The following is a 21,328-nucleotide window of genomic DNA, read 5'->3' on the forward strand; positions in this document are numbered from 1 at the left end:
GCAAGGATAGGCAGTGGCGAAACCAGGCGGCGAGCTTTGCGAGCGGGGTGGCTGCTCGCAGCCGCCGCACTGCCCAGTCCAGCGCGTCGAGAGTCCGAGGGGCGAGCTTGGTTCGCCGATGAGGCCCCCTTCGTGCGGCGCGCCGTCTCCACCCGGGCGAAGCGGGCGGAGACGGAGGGAAAGTCTCGCCCCGGGTTCAGCTCCAGGTCAAAAACACAGGTAGTTGTCGCCCCAGCCATGCGGGTCCGAGCCCTCATCGACGGAGACACAGCGCTTGTTGGCGACAGGCCCCGTGTGAGACCACACAGGCATGATCCGACTCTCCTGCGGCACGCAGAAGTAGTTGTCACCCCAGCCATGCGGGTCCGTCGGCTCGTTCATCAGCGTGCAGCGCATCCCGGCGATGGGCCCCGCGTAGCTGAAGCGGAAACCGTAGTCCGTGGGCGTGCACAGGGAGTTGTCCCACCAGGTGTAAGGGTCCGCCGGCTCGTTCAACGAGATGCAATGCCCTCCTGGAACGCTCTGCCCATACGAAAAGTAGATGGCGTCGACGTCCTCGATGTCCCGGATGACCACCTTGGCATTGGCGAAGTAGCCAATCTCGAGGTCCTCGGTGTACTCGCGGGCGTTGCTCTTCCCGGTGTAGGCCATGACCTCCGCGAGGTTGAACCACCAGAAGTGGTGATCCCGATGCCTTGGATTGTAATTGACGGCCGTCATGCCCTGAAGAGAGACGTTGTACTTGATGCGGACGCGCATGGTCCCCCGGCTCGCGCTAAGCACGGCCTCCACTGCGGCCAGCGGCGGCAGCTCCAGGGAAACACCCTGGGACGAGCCAACGGTGTAGGTCTTGCTCTCGGAGCCCCCCTGGCCCCACTGGTAGGAATAGCCAAACGAGGTCTCTCCGCCGCCTCCGGACCCCAGGAACTCCACCTTGTAGCTGACCGTCTGGGTGAACTCGACGCCGTGCGTGGAGTTCCAGTTGGTCTCCACCGTGTTGGAGACATCCTGCGTGACATCGGCGTGATAGGTGGCCGGAAACCGGGTGCTCTCGTTGATGAACTCGACCCGGTTCAGCACGGTGGGCTGTGAGGTGATCTCCAGAATCTGCGCACTCTTGACGGTGAGGACCGCCTTCGTCTGCTCCAGCCCATAGACGGTGTACAGGTCATCCCACGGCGTGGGGCCACGCACATACGCATCCTCCGGGTTGCGCCCCATGAAGGAACCGATGGCGTTCTTGAGCGGCGCGTCAGTGACGCCAAACGTCTGCCGCTCCAGGTCGGTGACGAGGTGCATGAGCGTGCCCGAGGCGGTGACGCGCGACGACTGCGCGTCCGGTCCGGCGAGGATGTTGACCGTCAAGCCCAGCTCCAGGGGCTGCTCGGTGGTCGCAGTCGTGGAGGGGGCCTCCTTCACCGTGTCGGGATTCGAGGCCTCGGGGGCCACGACTTCGGGACTGCAGCTCATGGCCACGAAGGAGAGGCCAAAGGCGAGCACCCGGAAGGACCGGGGCACGGGAGGAACGTCGAACGAGCGGCGGGGGAAACGCGTCGAAAGACTTTTCATGGCGACCTTGTAGTCCATTTCAAGGCCGGGTCCAGGACTGACTGTTGACATCTCCACCACTGCGGCGCAGGTCAGTCACCTGCGCCAGCAGAGCCCGCTACTGCGGTTCAGGAGAACGGGAAGCACACACAGACATCGCCAGAGCATCGGCCATAGGCGAAACCCGCCTCGATGCACTCATTGACGCAGTTGCCGGCGCAATAGGAAAGCGGCTCCGCGGGCGCGGCGACCGCCAGCGTGGCACCGAACGACACAGCCGCCCCCGTGACAACGGCAAGCAACACCTGAACGACCTTCTTCGCGGAACCGAGCATCGTACCCTCCCAGGTGGGTGTGACAGGGACTTCCAACTCGCTCACGGCGACAACGACTCAAAGGATAGCAGGTCGTCCGAATCTTCCACGCCACCTCTCGGGTGAGGTCTCCCTCATCCCGCTCATGGCGACATCCACACACACCAGACCAACGCACCGCACCACGGCCCGAGCCCCGAAGAGAACTCGGTGCCGTGTTGAATCACGCGCGGCGAGTCGTCACGTCATGCGCTCAAAAGCTCCCGCCCAGCCCCAACATCATTCCACCCTGAGACACCGCCACCGACGGAAGCACGCTGACCTCCGTCGGGGCTGGTGGCGCGCTATTGGCGGCATGAGACAGCTCATACCCAATGAAGGAGCCCAGGATGGAGCCCGCCAGGGCGGAGATGGAGGCGGCTGCGAAACGATCTCCGTCATTCGCCACAAGCAGCCCCGTCAGGGCGCCAGCCCCAGCTGCCGACCCCGCTCCAATGAGCGTTCCAGTCCACGTCCCCTTTCCGCCCAGGAGGCTCGCGCCCCACATGATGCCAATGGGCACGCCCACCGAAGCGCCCAGGACATAGCCAATGCCCGCCCCGCCGAGGCAGTCCCCGCTTCCCGGGGAGTTCCTACATAGCGCGTCGCCGATGAAAGCCCCGGGGAGTCCCATGGCGAGGCCCGTCACCGACATGGCTCCGACTTCCGCCGCGATGCGCGCACTCGTATGCAGGACCTCTCGTACCGGTGACTCGGACCGCGGGTCCTTCACCGGGAGCAACTTGCTCGGCTCCGTGGCCGGAAGGGCCGTTTCCCCTGGCAGCGGGTCATCCGTGGCCGCGAGCGCGAGGCCCGGGGAGAGGAACAGCAACGCGAGCACCAGAGGCTGAGTCAGCAAGTTGCGAGTCGTGGAGTTTTTCATGTGCACGCGACAGTGCAACCAAGAGACCTGTCCCCTGCTCCAAGGAGTTTCCAGAGGATGCGCTGCACGCGGCCACGTGGAGGTGGAGCTCGTGTGCAGCTCTCTGCACAAGTCCTCCCAACGTGCGCGTAATCATTTGTCCAGCGTCAGGCCTTGGCACGGCGCCAGAGGCGGGGCTCCACGCGAGTCACGCGTCACCCCCGCAGCGGTACGCCACCGCGCAGCAACAATGACTCTTGAAGCAGGTGCCGCAGCTCCGCCCCTTCGAGGACAGCCGATTCCGGAGCCCAACCGTATTGGAGCCGCGAGAGCACCCAGGGCTCCTTCTCGCCCAGCTCCGCCCAGGCCGCTTCACCCAGCTCCGGGGGGAGGTCGTCCTGTCCCTCGGCGCGGTAGGCCATGAAGACGTCGGGCAGGCTCATCCCCTGCCCCTCCGGGGAGAAACGCTCGGCGAACTCCTCCGCGGGCTCACGCCCGGAGAGGTTCTTCAGCGAGAGCGCATAGGCCAGGAACTCGCCGATGACGCCGTTCGGGTCGTCGGAGACATCGAGGCTCGGGCCTTCCAGGCGAACAGTGCGCATGTCTCCGCCAGGCTAGCAGGGCTTCCCCCGCTTCACGACGGATTGAGTCCACGGACTTTCACGGCGGACGAACGAGCTGCGCGTTGGTGAGGTTCTCCTCGGAGATCCACCAGCTTCGAATCGTGCCGATGCGCTCTCCCGCGGCCGGCGAGTCCCTCGCGACAATCACCTTCACCACCGCGGGCTTGCCCGCCCCATCCACCACCGGCACCTTCACCGCGACCAACCGGTCCGTGGGCGCGGCGCTCTCCAGCGCGTACGACGCATGGGCATACAGGTGCTTCTCGAAGTTGCTGAGCGAGCCGGTGCCGCGCCCCTCGAATATGGTCTTCGGCACATTGACGGCCTTGCTGTCGTAGGTGTAGCGGATGACGCGCAGCTCGGTATCGACGGTGTCACCCGGCAGTCGGAAGCCCAGCTTCTGCTGGTTCGTGACTTGAATCTTGTCCCCATACATCCGCAGGGTCTCATCCCAGGCATCCCGCGTATGCCCTCCCGCGAAGCCCGCTTCCTGGAAGGGCTTCGATGGCTTGATGGACAGCCGATAGCCGGTGGGCGGGGCCTGCGCGCCGGTCCACTCGAACTGGGTGCCACTCGCCAGCGTGACGCGCACCCGCGCCGTGGGCTGGAGCGGAATCTGGAACCCATCCACCGTGGGCTTGAGCTTGCCCAACACCGCGCCCGTGTCGTCGAGCACCTCGACCAACTGCACCGCGCTGGAGCCCGGCATCGGCTCCAGGAAGACCACCTGCGTCGCCGGAACCTTCTTGCTGTTGGTCAGGCTCACCTGCTGGTTGTTGCCGCGCGCGGCCCGCGACGTGAAATCGGTGTCCGTCAGGTGGGGACGCACGCCTCGCAGTCCCGTCGTCGTCTCGTCCAGGTGCTGCAACAGCGTGGCGACAGGGGGACCTTCCGCCGGGAAGTGCAGGTAGAGGCGCTGGCCCTGTCCTGGCTTCGGCAGCGAGCCCTTGATGCCCAGCGCGATGATGCCCCCCTGTCGCCATGAACTGCGCCAGGACCAGCGCCTTCGCCGCGTCCTTGTGTCCCCTCGGCTCCCTGCGGCCTGCTCTATCTGGTCCAGCTGGGTGGCGATCTGGTCCGTGAGGACCGCGAGGGTGACGACGTCCGAGGCGCCCTTGCCCAGGTTCAGCGGGACGTAGAGTCGCTCGGAGTAGACGGCGAGCCGCGCCGCCAGTCCCGACCAGGCATGCCCCTGCTTCGCCGCGGCTGCCGCGCCCAGGGTGATTCGCCCGGCGGCCAGCGCCGAGGCCCCCGCGAGCCCCGCGACGACCGCCGCGACGTCGAGGGTGATGGCGGACCAATCGCGGTTGCCGTGACTCAGCCGCTCCTGGATGTCACCGGCCGCCGCCACCGCCCCGATGACGCCCGAGCCCGCCAGCACCCACGCGCCCGCCACCGCCACCGTGCCCGTCCCGAAGGTCGCCAGCGAGAAGCCCACCGCGGCGACGCCGAGCCCGATGTAGCTCACATACTCGTGCCAGCTGCGCCGCTCGGTCGTCTCGATGCGACCGCCGGTGCCTCCAGGCACCTGGTAGTGGATGATGCCCTTGGGGAAGTGGACCTTGTAGTCGAGCTTCTCGAAGAGCGCCCTCGATGGCTCCGACTGCCCCGCCGCCACGGCCTCCGTGTCCTCGAAGGTGTTCTTCGGATTGGTGATGTCCTTGAGGTGCCACTGGCCCTGCTCGGACCAGAGCAGCAGCGACAGCGGCACCTCGTGGATGCGAGCCGTCGCCCGGTACTGCTCGTCCGGGTGGAAGACGGCCTGCACGCGGCGCACGCCCGGCTTGCCAGTCAACGCGTCGAGCTGCTCCCGCATCGCGCCCAGGTATTCGACGCGCTGCGCCTCCTGAGAGCGGCCTCCCTTGCGCAGCGAATCGAGGATCCACTGGTCCATGCCCTGGACCAGTCGCCGGTAGTGCGACAGCGCAGCCTGCCAGCTTCCACTCCGCAGGCTCTTCTCCAGCTCGGGCCCCCCGCCCTTCTCGCCCGTCGGATCCAGGCGCGCGTCGGTGTACTTGTTGGTCGAGCTCCACCACCCATGTGCCGCCCGGAGCGCCACCGCGCCGCGCGTCTCGTCCGCCAGGGCCTTGTAGAAGGCCGCTGCGTGGACACTGGCCTGCTCCTTGAGCGCGGGCTGGACGGTGTTGGCGTCGGCCTGTGGCTCCAGGCGAATCATGTCCGCGGACAGCGCCAGTCAGGACGCGTAGGTCCCCTTGCCCAGGAACCCACTGCTGGCCGCCTCGTGCCGCTCGGCGCGCATGGCGCCCTCGTAGGCGTTCAGCTCGTCACGCAGGGGCCCAAGCGCGGCCTGCTCGGACAGGCCGGTGATGGCTTGCGCTCCGGAGGCCGCGAGCTGGTCCTCGCGACTCGGAGTGGCCCGGCCTCCTCGGATGACGCCTTGGCGCACGGTGAAGGCGAAGAGCTTCTCCCCACCCACGGCGGCGCCCGTCACCCGCAGCTGGTGGTTGCGGGCCTGCTCCGGATCTCCCCCGCCATCCGCCTCATCCGGCGAGTCGAGCCGGTCGTTGATGCGCAGGTCGACCTTCTGGTCCTGGTCCAGGTCCAACGCCACGGAGAGCCCATCCGAGTCGAGGACCGCCAGGGAGGGGACGCCCGTGAGCTGCAGCGGCACGCCCATGCTGCCCGTGGCCCCCTGGGACTGGAGCGCCGAGATGCCCAGCAGGGTGCTCCCACCGTTGCGCTGCACCGTGACGCGGAAGCGGTCCCGATAGGCGCCCAACGTGAGGTCCACGGAGGAGACTCCGCCCGATGTCCGCACCGCGTCCGCGGAGGCGACGCGGTGCACGACCTTCTCCGGGGGAAACGTCGCGGTGAGTTCCTGGCCCGCCACGGTGACGCGGTAGGAGACGCCCTTCGCGTCGCGTGTGGGCGGGTAGACGAGCAGGAGCTGGGAGTCGGTGGGCAACACCAGGGAGATGCGCGTCGGCGCCAGCCCGTCCGTCGTCTCTCGAAACAGCGGGAAGAAGCTGCCCCGGCTGGTGGGCCCCGGAGCGGGAAGCTGGAACACGTAGGCGCGCTCCTGCCGCGATGACAACTGCATCACACGCAGCTGCAGGTTCCGGGGCACGTCCTTGTAGGTCGGGTGGGGCCAGTAGTCCTTCGGCACCACATTCAGCAGGAGCTCCTTGGATTGGTCTCCATCCCCGTCGATGCGCAGCTCGGTGCCGAGGGTGCGCAGGTCCAACAGTGACTGCGGCTTCTCACCGGGGACATCTCCCTGCGTCGCGGAAGGCGCAGACGACGCCGGCGCCGCGCGGGCGCTCGGGTCCTTCACCCAGAAGGACTGGAAGCTCCCACCGCCACCCCCAATCACTTTCAACGAGAGGCTGTGTTCCCGGCCCCGGCCTGGACTCGCCTCCACGCGGACCTGGTCGACCAGCTTCACCACGCGAGAGCCATTGCCGTAGAGGTCCAGGGAGAGCGACAGCTCATCTGGAGCGAACTCGCTCGGAGGCAGCAGGACGGCCCTCAGCGGGGCCGTGCCCAATCCGACGCTCAGGCGCGCGCGCCGGCCATCCAGCCCAGGGCCATCCATTGGAAAGGGGCCGGTGTACGCGACGCTCACGACGAGGCGGTCCTCACCACTCACCTGACTGCGCTCGAAGGTGATGGTGAAGGAGTCTCCTCCCCATTGGACTGTCTTCGGGGGAGGCAGTCCGCTGGGAGGAGGCTCGTCGTAGAGCGCCAGCCCCGCCGGCGCGCGTCCCCGGACGGAGAAAGGACGCCCCTGCGCGAAGGAGCGCGCGGCCTGACCCGCCTCTTCCTCCAGCTCCGCGCGGCGCTCCTCGGTCAGTCCTCCCCCGGCACCAGCGCGCTGCTGGAGCGCATGGGCGACCTCGTGCCCCACCCGGCCACGGCCCTCCTCACCTCGCACGTCGCTGAAGCCTGGCGCGAGGTGGACCTCGCCATTCACCGTGAGCCCCCGGGCGCCAGCGGTCAGCGCCGAGCCCGGATGGATGGGAATGTGTGCGGCCGCGGGGCCGAAGGTCCGTTGGAGCCGCGCTCCCATCGGGGAGTAGGCGCCGCCGCGCGGCATCGACGGGGGTTCGATGGGGAGGCGGGAGAAGTCGAACCGTGGAGCCGGAGCGGGAGGCAGTCCCTCCATCTCCAGGGCATCCGGAGTCCGCGCCTCCTGCGCATGCGTACCACCTGACAGGACCACCTGGAGCGAGGGCGCCTGGGGTGCCCTGACCTGATTGCGTGCCGCTGGCGCCGAGCCGGGCGCCGGCGCGGACACAGGGCCCGACCTCTTGTCGAACGTGGCCATGGCAAAGTCCCCCGAAACCGCCGCGGCCGAGCCTAACACCTCTCACGACAGCGGGCGTGAGGGACACGCCACCGCCCATGGGCAGATACATGTATGCGAGAGGCGCGCGCCCCGAGGCGCCCCACGACGGGTGGTCATGACGAACCCGCGCAAGAAAGGTGACTACCGCGTGTGCCCCACCAGTTGCGTGGCCTGACGGGCCAGCCGCCGCCACGGGTTGGTGCGACCTCCCTTCTCCAGGGAGATCTCCTTGGAGACGGCCAGGTCCTTCTCCCAGCACCGCCCCAGCTCGCGGACGAACCGCGCATCGTGAGCCGTTCTCCAGGAGCTCCAGCCGATGTCCGGCCTGAAACCCGACACCGATGGACTGGTATAGCGAAAAGGAGAAGCCCTCGGGCCCGGGGGGCAATTCGTAGGGGCCGTGCATCTCGTGGCTGCAACGATCAAGACCCTCGCCGAAGCCGTGGGCCCCCGGACTGAGCAGCCATGCGTCGCGCATCGGATGGTCTCTCATTGCTTTTCAACCTAGGGACACTTCTCCTCCCCGGCACGCCAGGGCTGCCTGCCTTTCCATCGCAAGGCGGCGGACCATCCCCGGATGCTCGCCCGCCTCAATTGAAAATCAAACAGGAAGCATGCTAGAGAATCGGCGCTCCACCCAACACCAGACATCACGGAGTTCCCATGACGAGGAACGTGAAGCGCTCTCTGGCGGTCATCCTCCTGACCCTCGCGCCCATGAGCGGGGCCACGGAGCCGTTCGCCTTCGGCTTCCCGCGTAGCGAGTATGTCAGCACCCCCACGACACAGACGGTGGAGCTTCCGGCACGACGGGGGGACTCCGCATCCCCTGCGCGGTTCACCCTGATCCAGTCGTATTACGTCCTGAACCTGATCGGCTCCACCGTCTTCGCGGGTGGCACCCTCGTTCCTCAACTGCCCACCCTTCTGAACGGCGGCTGGGGCATGACCCAATTTCCTTTCATGCCCCCTTCGACCCACACCTACTACTACACGACCAACACGGGGAGTGGCCCCGCGAAGACGTGCGTCTGGCAATTCACGGTCACCCGCACCGGCGGCCTCTGCTCGGGAACCATCAACCAGAGCGCCCTCGGTTCGCCGCCCCCGGTCTGCACCGTCGACACTGCCAACTCGTATGTCGACCCTGTCTCCTGCGACACCCAGGTCGTCACCCTCATCCAGTGAGGTGGCGCCAGGGACCCGCGCGAGGCTTGGGAGCATCGAAGGCATAGCGCGTCTTGCTGGGAACGTAGCTCAGGGTCCCCTTCTAGATGCGCCACTCAACGTCGTGCTCCGGCTCCACCGTCTGCTGCAAGGGCCATATGTTCGAGCCCGCCGGCCTTGGGACCCTGCCGTATTGCGGCCACGATTGTCTCTGGGGCCCTCTGTAATCGATATCTTCGCGCACAGCTCAAGCGAGGCCACGATGCTCTCCGACGTCCTGACTTCGCCTGACTTGCTCAAGTAGAGCCAGGCGTCACGGCCCGGACGTCACTCCGTGGTCACTTCCACTCCCGGCCTCAAAGGCCCGCGTTCCATCTCTCCCGCCCTTGGAACTACCATGGAGGCATGGCGACCCTCATCCCCGCCCTGAACCAGTGCCTCCCTCGGATGCAGTCGGGCGAGAAGCGCGTGGCGAGGCGGCTCGAAGAGAAGCTCGAGGACGACTATCTCCTCTGGTACGACGTCGCCATTGGGCAGACGGGCCACCACCCCGACTTCATCGTTCTGCATCCCCGCCGAGGCATCCTGGTCCTGGAGGTGAAGGACTGGAAGAGCGATGGCATCCACCGCATCGACAAGAGCAGCGCCACCCTGCTCACCCACGACGGGCTCAAGGAGGTCGCGAATCCCTTCGAGCAGGCACGGCTCTATGCCCAGGACATCGCGTCCCTGCTTCAGAAAGACCCGTCCCTGGTTCTCCCAGAGGGGCCCCACCGGGGCAGGCTGGCATTTCCCTGGAGCTATGGGGTCGTCTTCTCCAATCTGACCCGGGCGCAGTTCGAAAGCGCACGACTTGGCGAGGTCATCCCTTCGCATCGGGCCATCTGCAAGGATGAGATCTCCGAGAGCGTCACGCCCGAGGCATTTCAGCAACGACTCTGGGAGATGTTTCCTTGGGTGCCCTCCCGCCCGCTGACGCTTCCACAGCTCGACCGGATGCGCTGGCACATCTTCCCGGAGCTCCGCATCGGAGGAACACAGCTCAGCCTCTTCGAGCAGCCAGACGCCGAAGCAACCCTGCCCGACATCATCCGCATCATGGACCTCCAGCAGGAGCAACTCGCGCGCAGCCTGGGCGAAGGGCACCGCGTCATCCATGGCGTCGCGGGCTCGGGCAAGACGATGATTCTGGGCTACCGCGCCGTGCAGCTCGCGAAGGTCCTCCAACGACCCATCCTCGTGCTGTGCTTTGGCCGCCCCCTGGCGGAATGGCTGGAGCCCTACCTGGCCGCACGAGGCATCTCCCGGCAGCAGGTGAACGTGAGCACCTTCCACGCCTGGTGCCGCGAACAGCTCGTGACCTTCCATGCGGGGCTCCCGCCCCAAGGGCTTTCCTCCTCCGAGTATGTCGAGCAGCTCGTTCAGCGCGTCATCCAGGCGGCCGACCGGGGGCTCATCCCTCGTGGGCAGTATGGCGCGGTGCTGATTGACGAAGGGCATGACTTCCAGCCCGAGTGGCTCAAGCTCGTGGCCCAGATGGTCGCGCCGGAGACCAACTCCCTCCTCGTGCTGTATGACGACGCCCAGTCCATCTACCGGCGCGGACGCTTCAGCTTCAAGAGCGTCGGCATCCAGGCGCAGGGGCGAACCACCATCCTTCGTCTGAACTACCGCAACACCTCCGAAATCCTCCAGTTCGCGTACCACTATGCCAAGGACGTGCTGACTCCCGAGGATGCGGATGAGGATGGCGTTCCACTGCTCCTTCCGCAGAGCGCGGGCCGACATGGACCGCCGCCCCAGGTCGTTCCGTTGCCCAGCCTGGGCGCGGAGCTGAACTACATCGCGGGGCACCTGCAACAGCTGCACTCCGAGGGACTCCGCTGGAATGACATGGCGGTGCTCTACCGCACCGTCGATGTCGGGGACGCGGCCATCCACCAGCTGCGTCGGTCGGGCATCCCCTTCCAGTGGGTGGGCAAACGCGCGCCTCAATCCGCGCTGAAGCCCACTGAAGACAGCGTCAAGGTCCTCACCTTCCATTCCAGCAAGGGCCTGGAGTTTCCAGCCATCGTGATTCCCGGACTCGGGCGCCCTTCGCGACATGCGACGGACGCCAAGGAGGAGGCTCGCCTTCTCTATGTGGCGATGACGCGAGCCGTGGACAGGCTGGTGCTCACGGGGAGTCCAGAAGCGTTGCGTGCCGCCCTGCCCTCTCAGCGGACCTCCTCGTAAGCGTCTGCCTGCGGCGATAGGGCCAGCCGCACGGATGTGCACAGGGGACCGGCGAGTACTCCCCGGTCCCCTATCCATTACGGGCGTGGCGACTTCAACAGAATTGACAGCCCGTGCAGTAGATCGAACCATCCCCATAGATGGTGCAGACATCGCAACAAATATAGACATCCGCCATATACGAAGCCGTCTTCTCTTCCGAGGACAGCGTCTCCGTGGTCCCGTCCTTCATCTCGAACGTGCCCGACGACAATGCGACGGCCTCGGCGTCGCCGTGAACGAGCGTCGCGCCCTTCCCGCCCTGTTCGATGCGGTACTCCGGGTCTGACACGCCGCCACAACCGGTAGCGACCGCCGCGAGAAATACGAGCCCGACAATGTGGCGAAGAGTCATTGCTGCATGCCTTTTCGAGAAGGCGCCGGAATGGCGCAATCTCCAGCATGATGCGGCTGATATTTATTGTCGATGCGTGTCAATGCCGCCCCGGGTCATCGTCATGAGCGACCCCCGGTGCGCAAGCGGACACTCACTCTGTCGCCACGGATGACTGAGCCAACTCCCGCAGGTCGAACGCCTTCATCCCTCGCAGGGTGCGATAGCGCTCCGGGAAGGCGGTCAAGATGAGCACCTGTAGCGTCTCTCCCGCCTGTTCGATCAACTCCAGTGCGCGCCGGTGACGGACCGCGTCCGTGTTGACCAACGCATCGTCCAGGACCACCAATTGAGGCTCGGGCATGGAGCCCTGCTTCGACAGCATCTCCCCGAGCGCCAACCGCAGGGAGAACAGGGTCTGCTCCTGCATCCCCCACGAGTAGCTCGCCAACGTCTTGTCCCCGTCGGGAGTCCGCATCGCCGCCTCGGCGAACTCCGGCGCCAGCGAGAGCTGCTCGTTCCACCCACCTCCGCGAATGTGCTCCAAGCGCGACTGAACCGCGTCCTGGACAGGTGTCACGAACGTCCGATTCACGCGCTCCTGCCATTCGCGCACCAGCTTCCGGAGAAGCTCGGCCGCCTCGGCTCGGGTCTTGAGCTGCTGGTGCTCCTCCATCGCCAGCACGAGCCGCTCCTCCGCGTCCCCCAGCCGCGAGTACACCCCCACCTCCGCCGCCTGCCCCAGCAGCGTCTCCGCCCGGGTGATTCGCTCCTGGGCCGTCTTCTCCTCGCTCATGACCCGCTCACGCGCGTCCTCGAGCCGCCGACGGTGGGTGGCCGCCCGCTCCTCCGGACGCGGCAGCCTCGCCCTCAGCCCCTTCACCATGTTCTCCAGACGCGCCAGCTCGCCCTGGACTCGCTCGACCTCGGCCCCGAGCTGCTCCAGCGACATGCCCAGCACTTGGACCTGGGCCTTCATCGTCAGCTCCAGCTCTCGCGCCGTCTGCGTCGCGGTGTCCCGCGCATGGGTGAGAGTCCGCACCTGCTTGTCCGCTTCGAGATAGGCCGCCTCGGCGTCGACCTTCTTCTTCTCCCGCTCCTTCACTTCCTGCTTGCGGAGTTTCAGCTCCTCGGAGAGCACCGCGAGCTCCGGGAATGGGTGCGTGGCCAGCTCAGGCACCGAGAGGTTGAGCTGTCCCGCCAGCGTCCCCACCTTCCCCGCCTGCTCACGCCGCTTCTCCCCGAGCTCCGCCACGCTCTCGAAGCCCGCGGCCTCCAGGAACGTCGTCCGGGCGCCTTCGTGCTTCTGCTGCTCCTGAAGCACCACCCGCTGCGACTCCCACTCGGCACGCAACGCCTGTGGGCTCTCAGCGCCATGCTCGTGGAGGCGGCGCGCCAGCTCCTTGCGGAACTTCTCCACGTCCGCCTGGAGACTCCCAATCTCCTCGGCCTGGGTGCGAACACTCACCTCGCCCACACCCTGGATGCGCAGGCTGCCCGCGCGCACACCCGCGAACAGCTTCTCTTCGGCCTTCGCCAACTTGAGGCGCTGGACATGCCCCTCTGCTTCCCACTCGATGCTCCGCGCCCCCTCGGGTTTGAAGACGACCTCGATTCCCCGCACCTCCAGCTTGTCGTGCGCCTGTCGCAGCTTGCGCTCGACATCCTCCACGCGCTTGACGTCGGGCTCGGACAACGGCCTCAACGCCGCTGTCTTTCGCCGCATCCCCTCCACGGCGGCCTCCAGTCGTTCTCCCTGCTTGAGCTGTCCGTCAAGCCGCTGCTGCTCCAGCAGCGCCTGCCGCGCCTGGTCCAGCAGGCGTCCGCGCTCTTTTCGCTGCTCCGCCTGCTCCTGCTCGCCGAGCCGCGCCTGATACGACTCTCGGGCCTGCCGCTGCGACTCCTCCCGACCGCCCATGTCATCCAGGGCCTTCTTGAGGAGCGGCTCCGTCTTCGTCGCCAGAGCCTGATGCAGCGTCACTTTCTGGCGGAGTGCGAGCAGCTCCCGCTGCTTGCCGTCCAGATGCGCCCACTCCTGACGCTGGCGCTCCACGTCCTTGTCCCGAAGCGCGATCTGCTGCTCCAGCTCCGTCTCGACCTCGACACGCGCCTGAAGCGCCGTGAGGTCCGTCTCGAAGCCCGCCCGCTCCTCCGCGAGGTCAGCCAGCGCGCTCCTTGCCTCCTCCATGTCCCGGGCATGCTCAGCACTCGCCTCCTGCTCGGCACGAAGTCTCTTCACCTCGTCCTCGATGGACGTCACGAGCGCCGCCTTCGCCCCCAGCTCGCTCCCCGTCGCGACCTTGCCCTTCTTCACCGTGAAGAACTCGAGATAGGCGGCCTCCACCCGCTTCAGCACACCCTGTTCCCGCAGGCTCATCGCAGCGACACCCACGGCCTCCATGAGCCGCGCCTTCAGGGAATCATCCAGGTCCGGTAACACATGCCGCTCGGGGGATTGATTCAGCCAGAGCAGTCGGGCCAGCCCCCAGTGCCCCAGCTTCGTCGCACCGGACTGCGCTTCCCTGGAGACGAGGAAACCTCGCGCCATTTCATCCGCTCGCTGCGAGTCCGCGAGCCGCTCGAATCGCGTCCCCGTCCACTCGTCCAGCAGGCTCGTGGCGTCGTCCAGGAACGCCTTCTCCAATCGATAGCGCTTGCCCCCTGTCTCCAGTTCGACTGTCACCCGGGGCGACAGCGTCGTTCCCCATGGACGCAGGTTCTGTATCTCCCTGTCCTTGGTCGAGTTCCGGTCGAACAGCGCCCGCGCGAGGGCCAGGACGAGGCTCGACTTCCCCGTCTCGTTCGGCGCATGAACGACATGTATGCCCAATCCCAAGCCCTTCAACTCCACGGGATTGCGGAAGCAACGGAAGTGCTGAACTCGAAGTCCGCGCAGAATCATCGCCACGCCTCCATCACCAGCTCAGACAAGAGACGACGGGCCGCGAGCCGGCCAGCCTCCGACGCATCCACGAGCCCGGGAGTCGAGGACCGGGACAACTCCTCCAGGAGGGATGCGACAAGCGGGCTGGAGGCGGCCACCTCCGCCAGTTGCCCCTCCACTTCGGCTTTGGCGATGTCGCGTCGCTCGACAGCGACATGCAGGAACGCCCTGCCCAGCAGTCCCTCCTTGAGCCGAGCCAGCACCGGTGTCGCGGCTTCCGAGGACGTCCCCATGGTGCGAAGCCGCAGCAGCGTCCTGGCCGGCTGCGCGGTATCCCTCACCAGTCCCAGGACGCGCTCCGCCGCCCGCTCCGCGTCCTGGCTCAGGTCCAGCTCCACGGTGCGCCACTGCAACGTGCCGGTGGAGACCGGAGTCAGTCGGGGCATCGCCCCTCGCGACGCAAGCTCCACGAGCAGTGCCTGTCCAGAACCATCCTCGCCGAACTTCGTCGCCTCATGTGCCCCCGCATAGGCGGTGCGTCCCTCGTGGACGTACTGCCCATGCCAGTGTCCCAAAGCGAGGTAGTCGAGCCCGACCCGGCTCACCGCATCCAGACCAATGGGAAAGTCGTCCGCGGCATGCTTCCCCTCGATGCGAAGGGAGCCGTGCGCCACGCCGACCCTGATGGCATCCACGTCCGCACGAGCTCGCCACTCGGCCGTCGGGTCCTTCATTCCTTTCTTCTGTCGAAGCGGGGCAGCCAGCAAAACCGCCGACGTCCCTGGAATCGGAACTGGCGCCTCCCCATCCAACATGACGACCCGAGCGGGGCGCTGCTTCCAGGAGGCCCGGTGGTAGACGGCGTCAGGCGTCAGCGCGTCATGGTTGCCCGGAAGGACGAACACCGGCGCGCGCGAACCCTCCAACACCGACACCACCTGATGAACGAGCCGGTCCTCGACCAGATTGTCCTCGAAGATGTCACCCGCGAGCACGACGGCATTCACCTGATGACGGTTCGCCGCCTCAATGACATTGCGAGCCGCCTCCAACCTCGCATCACGCACCGAGGTCGCCACCTGGGCCACGTGTCTTGCCCGGAGCCCCATCTGCCAATCCGCGGAATGCAGAATCCTGACCATGCCTCACCGAGCTGCCGCGAAGTCCAGACGCGGCGGGAAGGAGTGTCGACCCGAACTCGACACACCGTACCGACACACGGGCAGGTCAGGACATACCTCTCGGGGAGTAGCCTCGTCGCACGCATGGCCTACCCGCTGAGTGAGGATGCACCCACCCGGGTAACAAATATCAAACGCATCAATCCATCTTGAGGGCGTGTATTTGTCCCAGGGGCTCCGCTAGGATCGATGCATGCACAGGCTCATCGCCAGCGTTCCTCGACTCCGCCAGGACAGGCGACGCCCGGGGCTCTCGGGCGTCCTGGACCTGGGAGGTGGGACCTCGGGCCGGAAGGGCATCTACCACTGGGGTGGTAGGGACAGCGTCCCCCTCTCCTGTCTTTGGAGAGGGAAAAAGGGGATGAACATGGTTCTCGACAGGAAACCCGGCTGAGCCACCACGGACGGGGCCGGCCCTTCCTCCGGACCCGCCCGTGGCACCCAATCACCCGGCCGGCTCAGAACTCCGGCAGGGACAACAGATTGTCGACAAGACCGCCGTTCGGCACCGACCGCAGATAGGGCGGTCGCGCATTGACGACCTCTACCCGTGCATCCACGGGAAGGGCCTGGACCCTCGCGTCTCCACCGTCATCAATCCACTCCACCATCTGCTGCCGCGTACTCGTCCCCGTCATGAGTCCATCACGCCAGCGAACCCGTGAGATGTGCTCCAGTCCTCGCCCGCCCTCGAGGTGGATGTGAGTGATGTAACGCATGGCGCCCCCTCTCATGTGGATGTCCTGCTTCGACGGGGAGAATGGCGGGGGCCAGGAGGGCTGTCTCTACCTCGCGAGGGGGATGGAGGCTCACAGCTCGCGGAAGATGGCCGGATACACGACGCGCGTCGTGCGAGCCGACAGCAGCACGGCGGACTGCTCCTCCACGTCCGTCAGCGTCCGCAGCACCGTCGTCAGCTCCTCCACGTGGTCTCCATCCAGCCCCCCGTGGGCGCGCAGGAACGTCACCGACCTGTCGATGTTGGGAATGGCCGCGACCTGGACCAGCCGCTCGGAGGCCTCCGTCGCCCGCGCCAGGGAGAGGTACTCCAACACATAGGACGTCCCCAGGACCGCGGTGGGGATACCCGCCCGGGAGGTGAAGAAGTTCCAGCCGGTGTAGGCCTCCACGCCGGGGCACGGCTCCATCGCATGGACCTGCTCATGCGAGCAGCCCAGGTTGTGCAGGTCGGCGAGCAGCCAGCGCTCGTGCCCGCGCTCCTCCGCGGCCTTCTGGAGCAACAACTCCGCCAGGCGCGGGTGCCGGCCCAGATGATTGAGCCGCTCCCCCGCGCTCTTCAGCAGCGGCGTGCTCCAGCGCGCGTAGTGATACGTCTGCACCAGGTAGTGGATGTAGCCCTCGCGGTCCAACGTGCCCGCGAACAGGCGGCTCGCGTCGGGATGCGCATCCAACGTCGCCACCAGCGCGCGTGCCTCCTGCTCCAGCAGGTCCACCCAATCCATCGACTTCGAGCACTCCAGCGTCATCTGCACGGACGTCTCCTGCCCGGGGCTCGCGCTCCCGGTTGTTGCGAGTTGAAGGTGAAGGAGGAAATACGGCGGGGTCTGGGGTCAGCCGGCGCGACGCAGGATGCCGTCGAGCGCGCGGAACCGCTCCAGGGTGCTGGCGGGAATCTCGTCGAGCGCGGCGATGAGCGGCAGGGTGAAGCGGCCGAAGCTCGCGTCGTAGAGAGGCCCGGAGATGAACCGCGCGCCCATCTTCCGAGCGAACAGGCAGGGCGCCCTCGGCATCCGCAGCCCGTCCAGGCGGCCCCACCGCGCGCGCTCACGGTCTGCGGGCGTATAGAAGGGACTGCTGGGGAGCACCGGCGCCTCGCTCGGCTCCGAGTCGCGCACCCGCCAGCGCGGGCTCGTCCATCCCCGGTGCGCCGCGACCTGGGCGCTCAGACGCGCGTCCTCCCACGAGTCCGTCTCCAGGTTCGCCGCCGCAATCCAGTGCGTCACGCCGCGCCGCCGGCTCTCCGCATGGATGCCCGCCTGCAGGTGCGCCACCGCCTCGGAGTGCCGCCAGCGCTCGAGCACGCAGAAGCGCGTCGTCTCCGCGAACACCTGGCCCGGCCCCCCCACGCCCGACAGGTCCAGCCGCTGCTCCAGTTCGATTCCCAGCCGCCCGCCCGTGGCGAGCGCCACCTCGGGGTTCACCATCAACATCCGCAGCGTCGCCACCGGCTCGCGGTCCGCATAGACGACCAGATGCACCGTGGTCTCCAGCGTGTCGAAGCAGCTCACCTCGCGCCTCGACGGCGAGGACTTCGCGGTCATCAACTTCAGCTCTCCCCCGAAAACAGCCCAGCGGACGCGAAGCGCGTCATCGAGCTCTTTCTGGGTGGTGGCAACTCGGCAGTGCATGGACGTCATGGGTTCCCTCACGAACTCGGGTCGGTCGCGGCGGCTCGCCGTCTCCCATCCATTCATTCGTTGCTGGAATCCCAAGTGCGCACGGGGCTCATTTTTCCGGCGCAAGCCCGGCGGCATACCACCTGGGAGGTACAGACAGAGGGACTGGCCTCCAGCAACCTTTCATGGAGATGCACAAACCCACCTCCGTCGAACTCGCCAGGGTGGGAACGAACATACATGTCGCAGTCAACCCGAGAGCGGGCAGGAGTTTCCCGGCGAGGAGTGGGGATGAGGTTTCCATCACAAGCGGAGGAGCAAGAACTTCACGAGCGCGTCCTGAGGCGCGAGCCATGGGTCTCCGAGGATGTGTTCAGGGTCTTCATGGACCCCATCATCAAGGCCCTCTGCAAGAAACGAAGTGAGATGCACGAGGAGGCGCGAGACGCGGCCATCGACGCCATCTACTCCTATCTGGGCAATCCCGAACGGTACGTTGCCCGGAAGAGCCGGTTGTCCAGTTACCTGACGCGGGCCGCCAAGATGAACACCTTGGACCAGTACCGCCACCATGAGGCCCGGCAACGCAGAGAAAGGAAATTCGGGGAGGTTTTCGTACTTCGGGCGCCGGCTCCGAAAGACAGGATGGAGATCATCGTGGAGACACGAATCATCTTGGAGCGGGTCGAACAGGCCCTGCTCGAGGAGAAGGACCGTATCTTCCTCGGGCTCGTCCTCCAGGGTGAGCGCTCCACCCGTGTCCTGGCGGAGGCCATGAACCTGCCGCCGTTGTCGGAGATAGAGCGTCGCCGCGAGGTGAAGCGAAATCGAGACCGCCTCATGAAGTTGCTGGAGCGGCTCGGGAAGGAGGACCGAGATGTCAAACCCTGATTGGCTCGAGCATGCGGCCCAGCGTGGCCAGAGCGAACCCTGGACGCTGGCACATACCTTCGCGAGATACCGTCGCCTGGAGGAGCGGACCGAGGCGGAGCTGGCCCGAGAGCTGGGTTGCACACGGGAAGTGCTCCTGTGGCTGAGTCTGTGTCGGCGCCCCGAGGGCCCGGACTTCAATGCGCAGCTCACCGCCATCACCCAACGTCATGCAGTGGATCCCCAAGCCCTCGCCCACGTGATTCGCCACGTCGAAATCGTGGATGCTCTCTCCCAGTCCTCGCGGGGTGCTGGCCCGCTCGGGCGTTCCATCCAAATAGCGGCGAGAGACCGCATCCGAGACGAAGAGAAGAGCTCATGACGGCACGCTGGATGGAGGAGGCCGTGGAAGCCAGTGGCTTGACGGCCCCCCTCCGGTTTCCACGCGACCTGGTCGCGGAGATTTCCCAGCTCCTGCCCGTCCTCGTGGTGGCACTGCCGAACCTGACGCCCCAGGCCGTGCGCGAGTGGCTCCTACGCCGGGATATCCACATCCCCGTGCCAAGAGACACAAATGACTTCCATGATTTTCATGGCTGCATGGTGGCGGATGCCGGGCGCGGCTTCGTCTTCCATGACAGCTCCGAAGGACGGCACGAGCAGCGCTTCACCGTGGCCCACGAGCTGTCACACTTCATCCTGGACCAGTGGATGCCTCGAGTCCGCGCCGTGCGAGTGTTTGGCGAGGCAATCCTCCCCGTGCTCGATGGCCAGCGCGAACCCACGCCCGAGGAGTCGCTGACAGCTCTCTTCGAGAAGATCTCCCTGGGTCCGACGGGAGAGCTCATGGCGCGCGATGCCTCGGGACACTACGCCCGCAGAGAGGTGATGGAATCCGAGCGGCGCGCGGACCTGCTGGCGCTGGAGCTCCTGGCGCCGGAGGCGCTCGTCATTCCCTTGGTGAAGGACGTGTCGGAAGGAGAAGGCACTGGCCGGGTGGTGTTCCGGTTCGGGCTGACCTGGGAGGTGGCGCACGCGCATGTCCACGCGCTGCGCTGCCGCCTGCGAGTCCCACGATTTTCCATCGAGCAATTCCTGGGAGTGGAGGAAGGGTAGACATGTCGAGCGGGTTTCCACCAGATGACGATGAAGAGCTGTATGGGGACGGCGACTATGAAGAGGCCTTCGGGGAGAACCTGGCCTCCACGTTGGACCTCGACCGATGGTCCACCGGGCTCGACCTCGACAGGGTCATGGAGCGCTTTCGCAACGAGATTGCTGGCGCCGTCCATAAGGAAGGGCGCCTGCGGACCCTCGTCCGCAATGAAATCCTTCCCCGGCTTTCCGCTCGCAGCACGGCTCTTCCCGAAGCCGGTGTCTACAAAGTCACCCCGGAGGAGCTGTCCCTCATCCACGAGCGGCTGCTGTTCCGAGGCAAGGTCGACGCCGTGGCCGGCAGCTCCGCGAACCACGACAGCCTTCCCATCGGCATCTCGCAGATTGGCGTGGGGGTCGTCGGCTACCAGGGTAACTCGGGCGCCTTCTCCAAACGCCTGTTCCGCAAGGAGATGGCCGCACGCAACACGGACCCCATGAAGGAGGCGCTGGACTACATCAACATGCGCCAGAACCGCTTCAGTGGACAGAAGGACTCCCTGTCCCGAATGGCGCGTCGAGGCATCCGGACCTATGCGGAGCGAGCCGCGCTCCTGAGCAAGTCCACCGCGGAGTGGCGCATGGGCATTGGCAACCCCTGTGCACACGAGTTGATCTCCGGCTCCGGGTACATGACGCTGCTGTCGCGCTCGCTGTCGGTGCTCCAGCGCCTCATCCATGAGCACAAGAAGTTCGTCTTCGTCTCCGGCGCGCTTCAGGACCGGGGGTTCCTGACGATGGGGTTCGCACTCGACGCCGGCGAGTACGCCGTGCTCGAGACACTCCAGAGCGAAGGCGATTACATCGTCGACGGATGGAAGTACGGGGACCGGAGCAAGCTCCTGGCCAGGCAGTTCGTGCGCGACTCGAGTTCCTGCGTCGTGAAGGGACTGTTCCGCATTTCGGACCACTCCCCGCCCCGGCTGTTCTATGCGCACCGCGAGCACGTGCATGAAGCCGCCTGGGTGGCCATGGCCGACAGCGTGCTGCGTCCGGAGCGGGGCTTCCCCCTGCTGCTCGACGTCGCGGAGATGTCCTGCCGTAGCGCCTTTGGCGAAGACGGCTTCCTGGGGTTGGTCCATGACGCCTACGCCCAGGCGGGAGCCAACCTCCAGTTCTTCAGTGAGCGCAGCATGCGCCGGTAGGGGGAGACACCATGTCCAATGATGGCAAGGGTCCGAGGTCACCTGGTCCAGGGCTGTTCGACAACACTCCGAGTCGTCCACCGCATGGCCTGAACGGCCACGCGGCGCCACTCCACGCCCTTGGAGGAGCGCGCGGTGAGCCGCCACGCCAGGGGCCGCCGCCTTCGGGTTCTGAGCCTCGGAGGCAGTCGCCCCCGGTACCGCCGTCGCGCTCGGCACCGCCGCCGTCGAGCAGGCCCTCGCCGCCGCCCCCGGCAGCACCGCCC

18 protein-coding genes are annotated in these 21,328 nt (G+C 66.5%); 5 read left to right on the top strand and 13 right to left on the bottom strand.

Features of this window, described 5'->3' with window-relative positions; genetic code table 11:
* Positions 1-207: 207 nt before the first annotated feature.
* The 7 genes from HUW62_RS05005 to HUW62_RS05035 all read right to left on the bottom strand — a co-directional run bounded on the left by HUW62_RS05005 (position 208) and on the right by HUW62_RS05035 (position 8,034).
* Positions 208-1,569, bottom strand: a complete 1,362-nt coding sequence (locus HUW62_RS05005) for a hypothetical protein (RefSeq protein WP_176433717.1) — start codon at positions 1,567-1,569, stop codon at positions 208-210.
* Between the two features lie 107 nt (positions 1,570-1,676).
* Complete coding sequence (locus HUW62_RS05010) at positions 1,677-1,883, bottom strand: hypothetical protein (protein ID WP_163865066.1); 207 nt, start codon at positions 1,881-1,883, stop codon at positions 1,677-1,679.
* Between the two features lie 232 nt (positions 1,884-2,115).
* Positions 2,116-2,760, bottom strand: coding sequence for a hypothetical protein (locus HUW62_RS05015; RefSeq protein ID WP_176433718.1), 645 nt, complete (start codon positions 2,758-2,760; stop codon positions 2,116-2,118).
* Positions 2,761-2,978: 218 nt separating this feature from the next.
* Positions 2,979-3,365 carry a hypothetical protein gene (locus HUW62_RS05020; protein WP_176433719.1) on the bottom strand — a complete coding sequence of 129 codons (387 nt, stop codon included), beginning with the start codon at positions 3,363-3,365 and terminating at the stop codon, positions 2,979-2,981.
* Between the two features lie 58 nt (positions 3,366-3,423).
* Positions 3,424-5,562, bottom strand: coding sequence for a hypothetical protein (locus HUW62_RS05025; RefSeq protein WP_176433720.1), 2,139 nt, complete (start codon positions 5,560-5,562; stop codon positions 3,424-3,426).
* A gap of 18 nt (positions 5,563-5,580) precedes the next feature.
* A complete protein-coding gene (locus tag HUW62_RS05030) occupies positions 5,581-7,674 on the bottom strand; it encodes a DUF4157 domain-containing protein (protein WP_176433721.1) in 2,094 nt (697 codons plus the stop codon).
* Between the two features lie 162 nt (positions 7,675-7,836).
* Positions 7,837-8,034: a hypothetical protein gene (locus HUW62_RS05035; RefSeq protein WP_255203235.1), complete on the bottom strand. Its 198-nt coding sequence runs from the start codon at positions 8,032-8,034 to the stop codon at positions 7,837-7,839.
* A 324-nt stretch (positions 8,035-8,358) separates the two neighbouring features.
* On the opposite strand from HUW62_RS05035, the gene HUW62_RS05040 reads away from it, so the two are divergent.
* Both HUW62_RS05040 and HUW62_RS05045 read left to right on the top strand, forming a co-directional pair.
* Entirely contained in the window at positions 8,359-8,883 is a 525-nt protein-coding gene (locus tag HUW62_RS05040; RefSeq protein WP_176433722.1) for a hypothetical protein, read from the top strand.
* Positions 8,884-9,267: 384 nt separating this feature from the next.
* A complete protein-coding gene (locus HUW62_RS05045; protein ID WP_217911132.1) occupies positions 9,268-11,097 on the top strand; it encodes a DEAD/DEAH box helicase in 1,830 nt (609 codons plus the stop codon).
* 94 nt (positions 11,098-11,191) lie between these two features.
* Here the strand turns inward: HUW62_RS05045 and HUW62_RS05050 are convergent, their stop codons facing one another.
* The 6 genes from HUW62_RS05050 to HUW62_RS05075 form a co-directional block, all read right to left on the bottom strand.
* Positions 11,192-11,491 (bottom strand): hypothetical protein, encoded by a 300-nt coding sequence (locus tag HUW62_RS05050; protein ID WP_176433723.1) that lies wholly within the window; start codon positions 11,489-11,491, stop codon positions 11,192-11,194.
* Between the two features lie 133 nt (positions 11,492-11,624).
* A complete protein-coding gene (locus HUW62_RS05055) occupies positions 11,625-14,372 on the bottom strand; it encodes an ATP-binding protein (RefSeq protein WP_176433724.1) in 2,748 nt (915 codons plus the stop codon).
* Positions 14,369-15,496: a DNA repair exonuclease gene (locus tag HUW62_RS05060; protein ID WP_176433725.1), complete on the bottom strand. Its 1,128-nt coding sequence runs from the start codon at positions 15,494-15,496 to the stop codon at positions 14,369-14,371. Before HUW62_RS05060 ends, HUW62_RS05055 begins: the two co-directional genes overlap by 4 nt.
* Before the next feature lie 497 nt (positions 15,497-15,993).
* Positions 15,994-16,254 carry a DUF3892 domain-containing protein gene (locus HUW62_RS05065; RefSeq protein ID WP_163865062.1) on the bottom strand — a complete coding sequence of 87 codons (261 nt, stop codon included), beginning with the start codon at positions 16,252-16,254 and terminating at the stop codon, positions 15,994-15,996.
* Between the two features lie 90 nt (positions 16,255-16,344).
* Positions 16,345-17,022: an iron-containing redox enzyme family protein gene (locus HUW62_RS05070; RefSeq protein WP_163865150.1), complete on the bottom strand. Its 678-nt coding sequence runs from the start codon at positions 17,020-17,022 to the stop codon at positions 16,345-16,347.
* An 84-nt stretch (positions 17,023-17,106) separates the two neighbouring features.
* Positions 17,107-17,913, bottom strand: a complete 807-nt coding sequence (locus HUW62_RS05075) for a GNAT family N-acyltransferase (protein ID WP_176433726.1) — start codon at positions 17,911-17,913, stop codon at positions 17,107-17,109.
* A gap of 270 nt (positions 17,914-18,183) precedes the next feature.
* Between HUW62_RS05075 and HUW62_RS05080 the strand changes: the two genes are divergently transcribed.
* From HUW62_RS05080 to HUW62_RS05090, 3 genes are all read left to right on the top strand, one after another.
* Positions 18,184-18,783, top strand: a complete 600-nt coding sequence (locus HUW62_RS05080; protein WP_176433727.1) for an RNA polymerase sigma factor — start codon at positions 18,184-18,186, stop codon at positions 18,781-18,783.
* A 357-nt stretch (positions 18,784-19,140) separates the two neighbouring features.
* Complete coding sequence (locus HUW62_RS05085; RefSeq protein WP_176433728.1) at positions 19,141-19,878, top strand: ImmA/IrrE family metallo-endopeptidase; 738 nt, start codon at positions 19,141-19,143, stop codon at positions 19,876-19,878.
* A gap of 2 nt (positions 19,879-19,880) precedes the next feature.
* Complete coding sequence (locus tag HUW62_RS05090) at positions 19,881-21,062, top strand: hypothetical protein (RefSeq protein WP_176433729.1); 1,182 nt, start codon at positions 19,881-19,883, stop codon at positions 21,060-21,062.
* Positions 21,063-21,328 lie beyond the last annotated feature (266 nt).

The organism is Myxococcus sp. AM011, from assembly GCF_013372595.1.
Lineage (GTDB): Bacteria > Myxococcota > Myxococcia > Myxococcales > Myxococcaceae > Myxococcus > Myxococcus eversor.

Bases quoted from the DNA above. Each gene is read 5' to 3' on its own strand.
- HUW62_RS05030 (WP_176433721.1), bottom strand. From the start codon at position 7,674: ATGGCCACGTTCGACAAGAGGTCGGGCCCTGTGTCCGCGCCGGCGCCC.
- HUW62_RS05020 (WP_176433719.1), bottom strand. From the start codon at position 3,365: ATGCGCACTGTTCGCCTGGAAGGCCCGAGCCTCGATGTCTCCGACGAC.
- HUW62_RS05080 (WP_176433727.1), top strand. From the start codon at position 18,184: ATGAGGTTTCCATCACAAGCGGAGGAGCAAGAACTTCACGAGCGCGTC.
- HUW62_RS05085 (WP_176433728.1), top strand. From the start codon at position 19,141: ATGACGGCACGCTGGATGGAGGAGGCCGTGGAAGCCAGTGGCTTGACG.
- HUW62_RS05075 (WP_176433726.1), bottom strand. From the start codon at position 17,913: ATGACGTCCATGCACTGCCGAGTTGCCACCACCCAGAAAGAGCTCGAT.
- HUW62_RS05055 (WP_176433724.1), bottom strand. From the start codon at position 14,372: ATGATTCTGCGCGGACTTCGAGTTCAGCACTTCCGTTGCTTCCGCAAT.
- HUW62_RS05050 (WP_176433723.1), bottom strand. From the start codon at position 11,491: ATGACTCTTCGCCACATTGTCGGGCTCGTATTTCTCGCGGCGGTCGCT.
- HUW62_RS05040 (WP_176433722.1), top strand. From the start codon at position 8,359: ATGACGAGGAACGTGAAGCGCTCTCTGGCGGTCATCCTCCTGACCCTC.
- HUW62_RS05045 (WP_217911132.1), top strand. From the start codon at position 9,268: ATGGCGACCCTCATCCCCGCCCTGAACCAGTGCCTCCCTCGGATGCAG.
- HUW62_RS05025 (WP_176433720.1), bottom strand. From the start codon at position 5,562: ATGATTCGCCTGGAGCCACAGGCCGACGCCAACACCGTCCAGCCCGCG.
- HUW62_RS05060 (WP_176433725.1), bottom strand. From the start codon at position 15,496: ATGGTCAGGATTCTGCATTCCGCGGATTGGCAGATGGGGCTCCGGGCA.
- HUW62_RS05065 (WP_163865062.1), bottom strand. From the start codon at position 16,254: ATGCGTTACATCACTCACATCCACCTCGAGGGCGGGCGAGGACTGGAG.
- HUW62_RS05005 (WP_176433717.1), bottom strand. From the start codon at position 1,569: ATGAAAAGTCTTTCGACGCGTTTCCCCCGCCGCTCGTTCGACGTTCCT.
- HUW62_RS05090 (WP_176433729.1), top strand. From the start codon at position 19,881: ATGTCGAGCGGGTTTCCACCAGATGACGATGAAGAGCTGTATGGGGAC.
- HUW62_RS05070 (WP_163865150.1), bottom strand. From the start codon at position 17,022: ATGACGCTGGAGTGCTCGAAGTCGATGGATTGGGTGGACCTGCTGGAG.
- HUW62_RS05010 (WP_163865066.1), bottom strand. From the start codon at position 1,883: ATGCTCGGTTCCGCGAAGAAGGTCGTTCAGGTGTTGCTTGCCGTTGTC.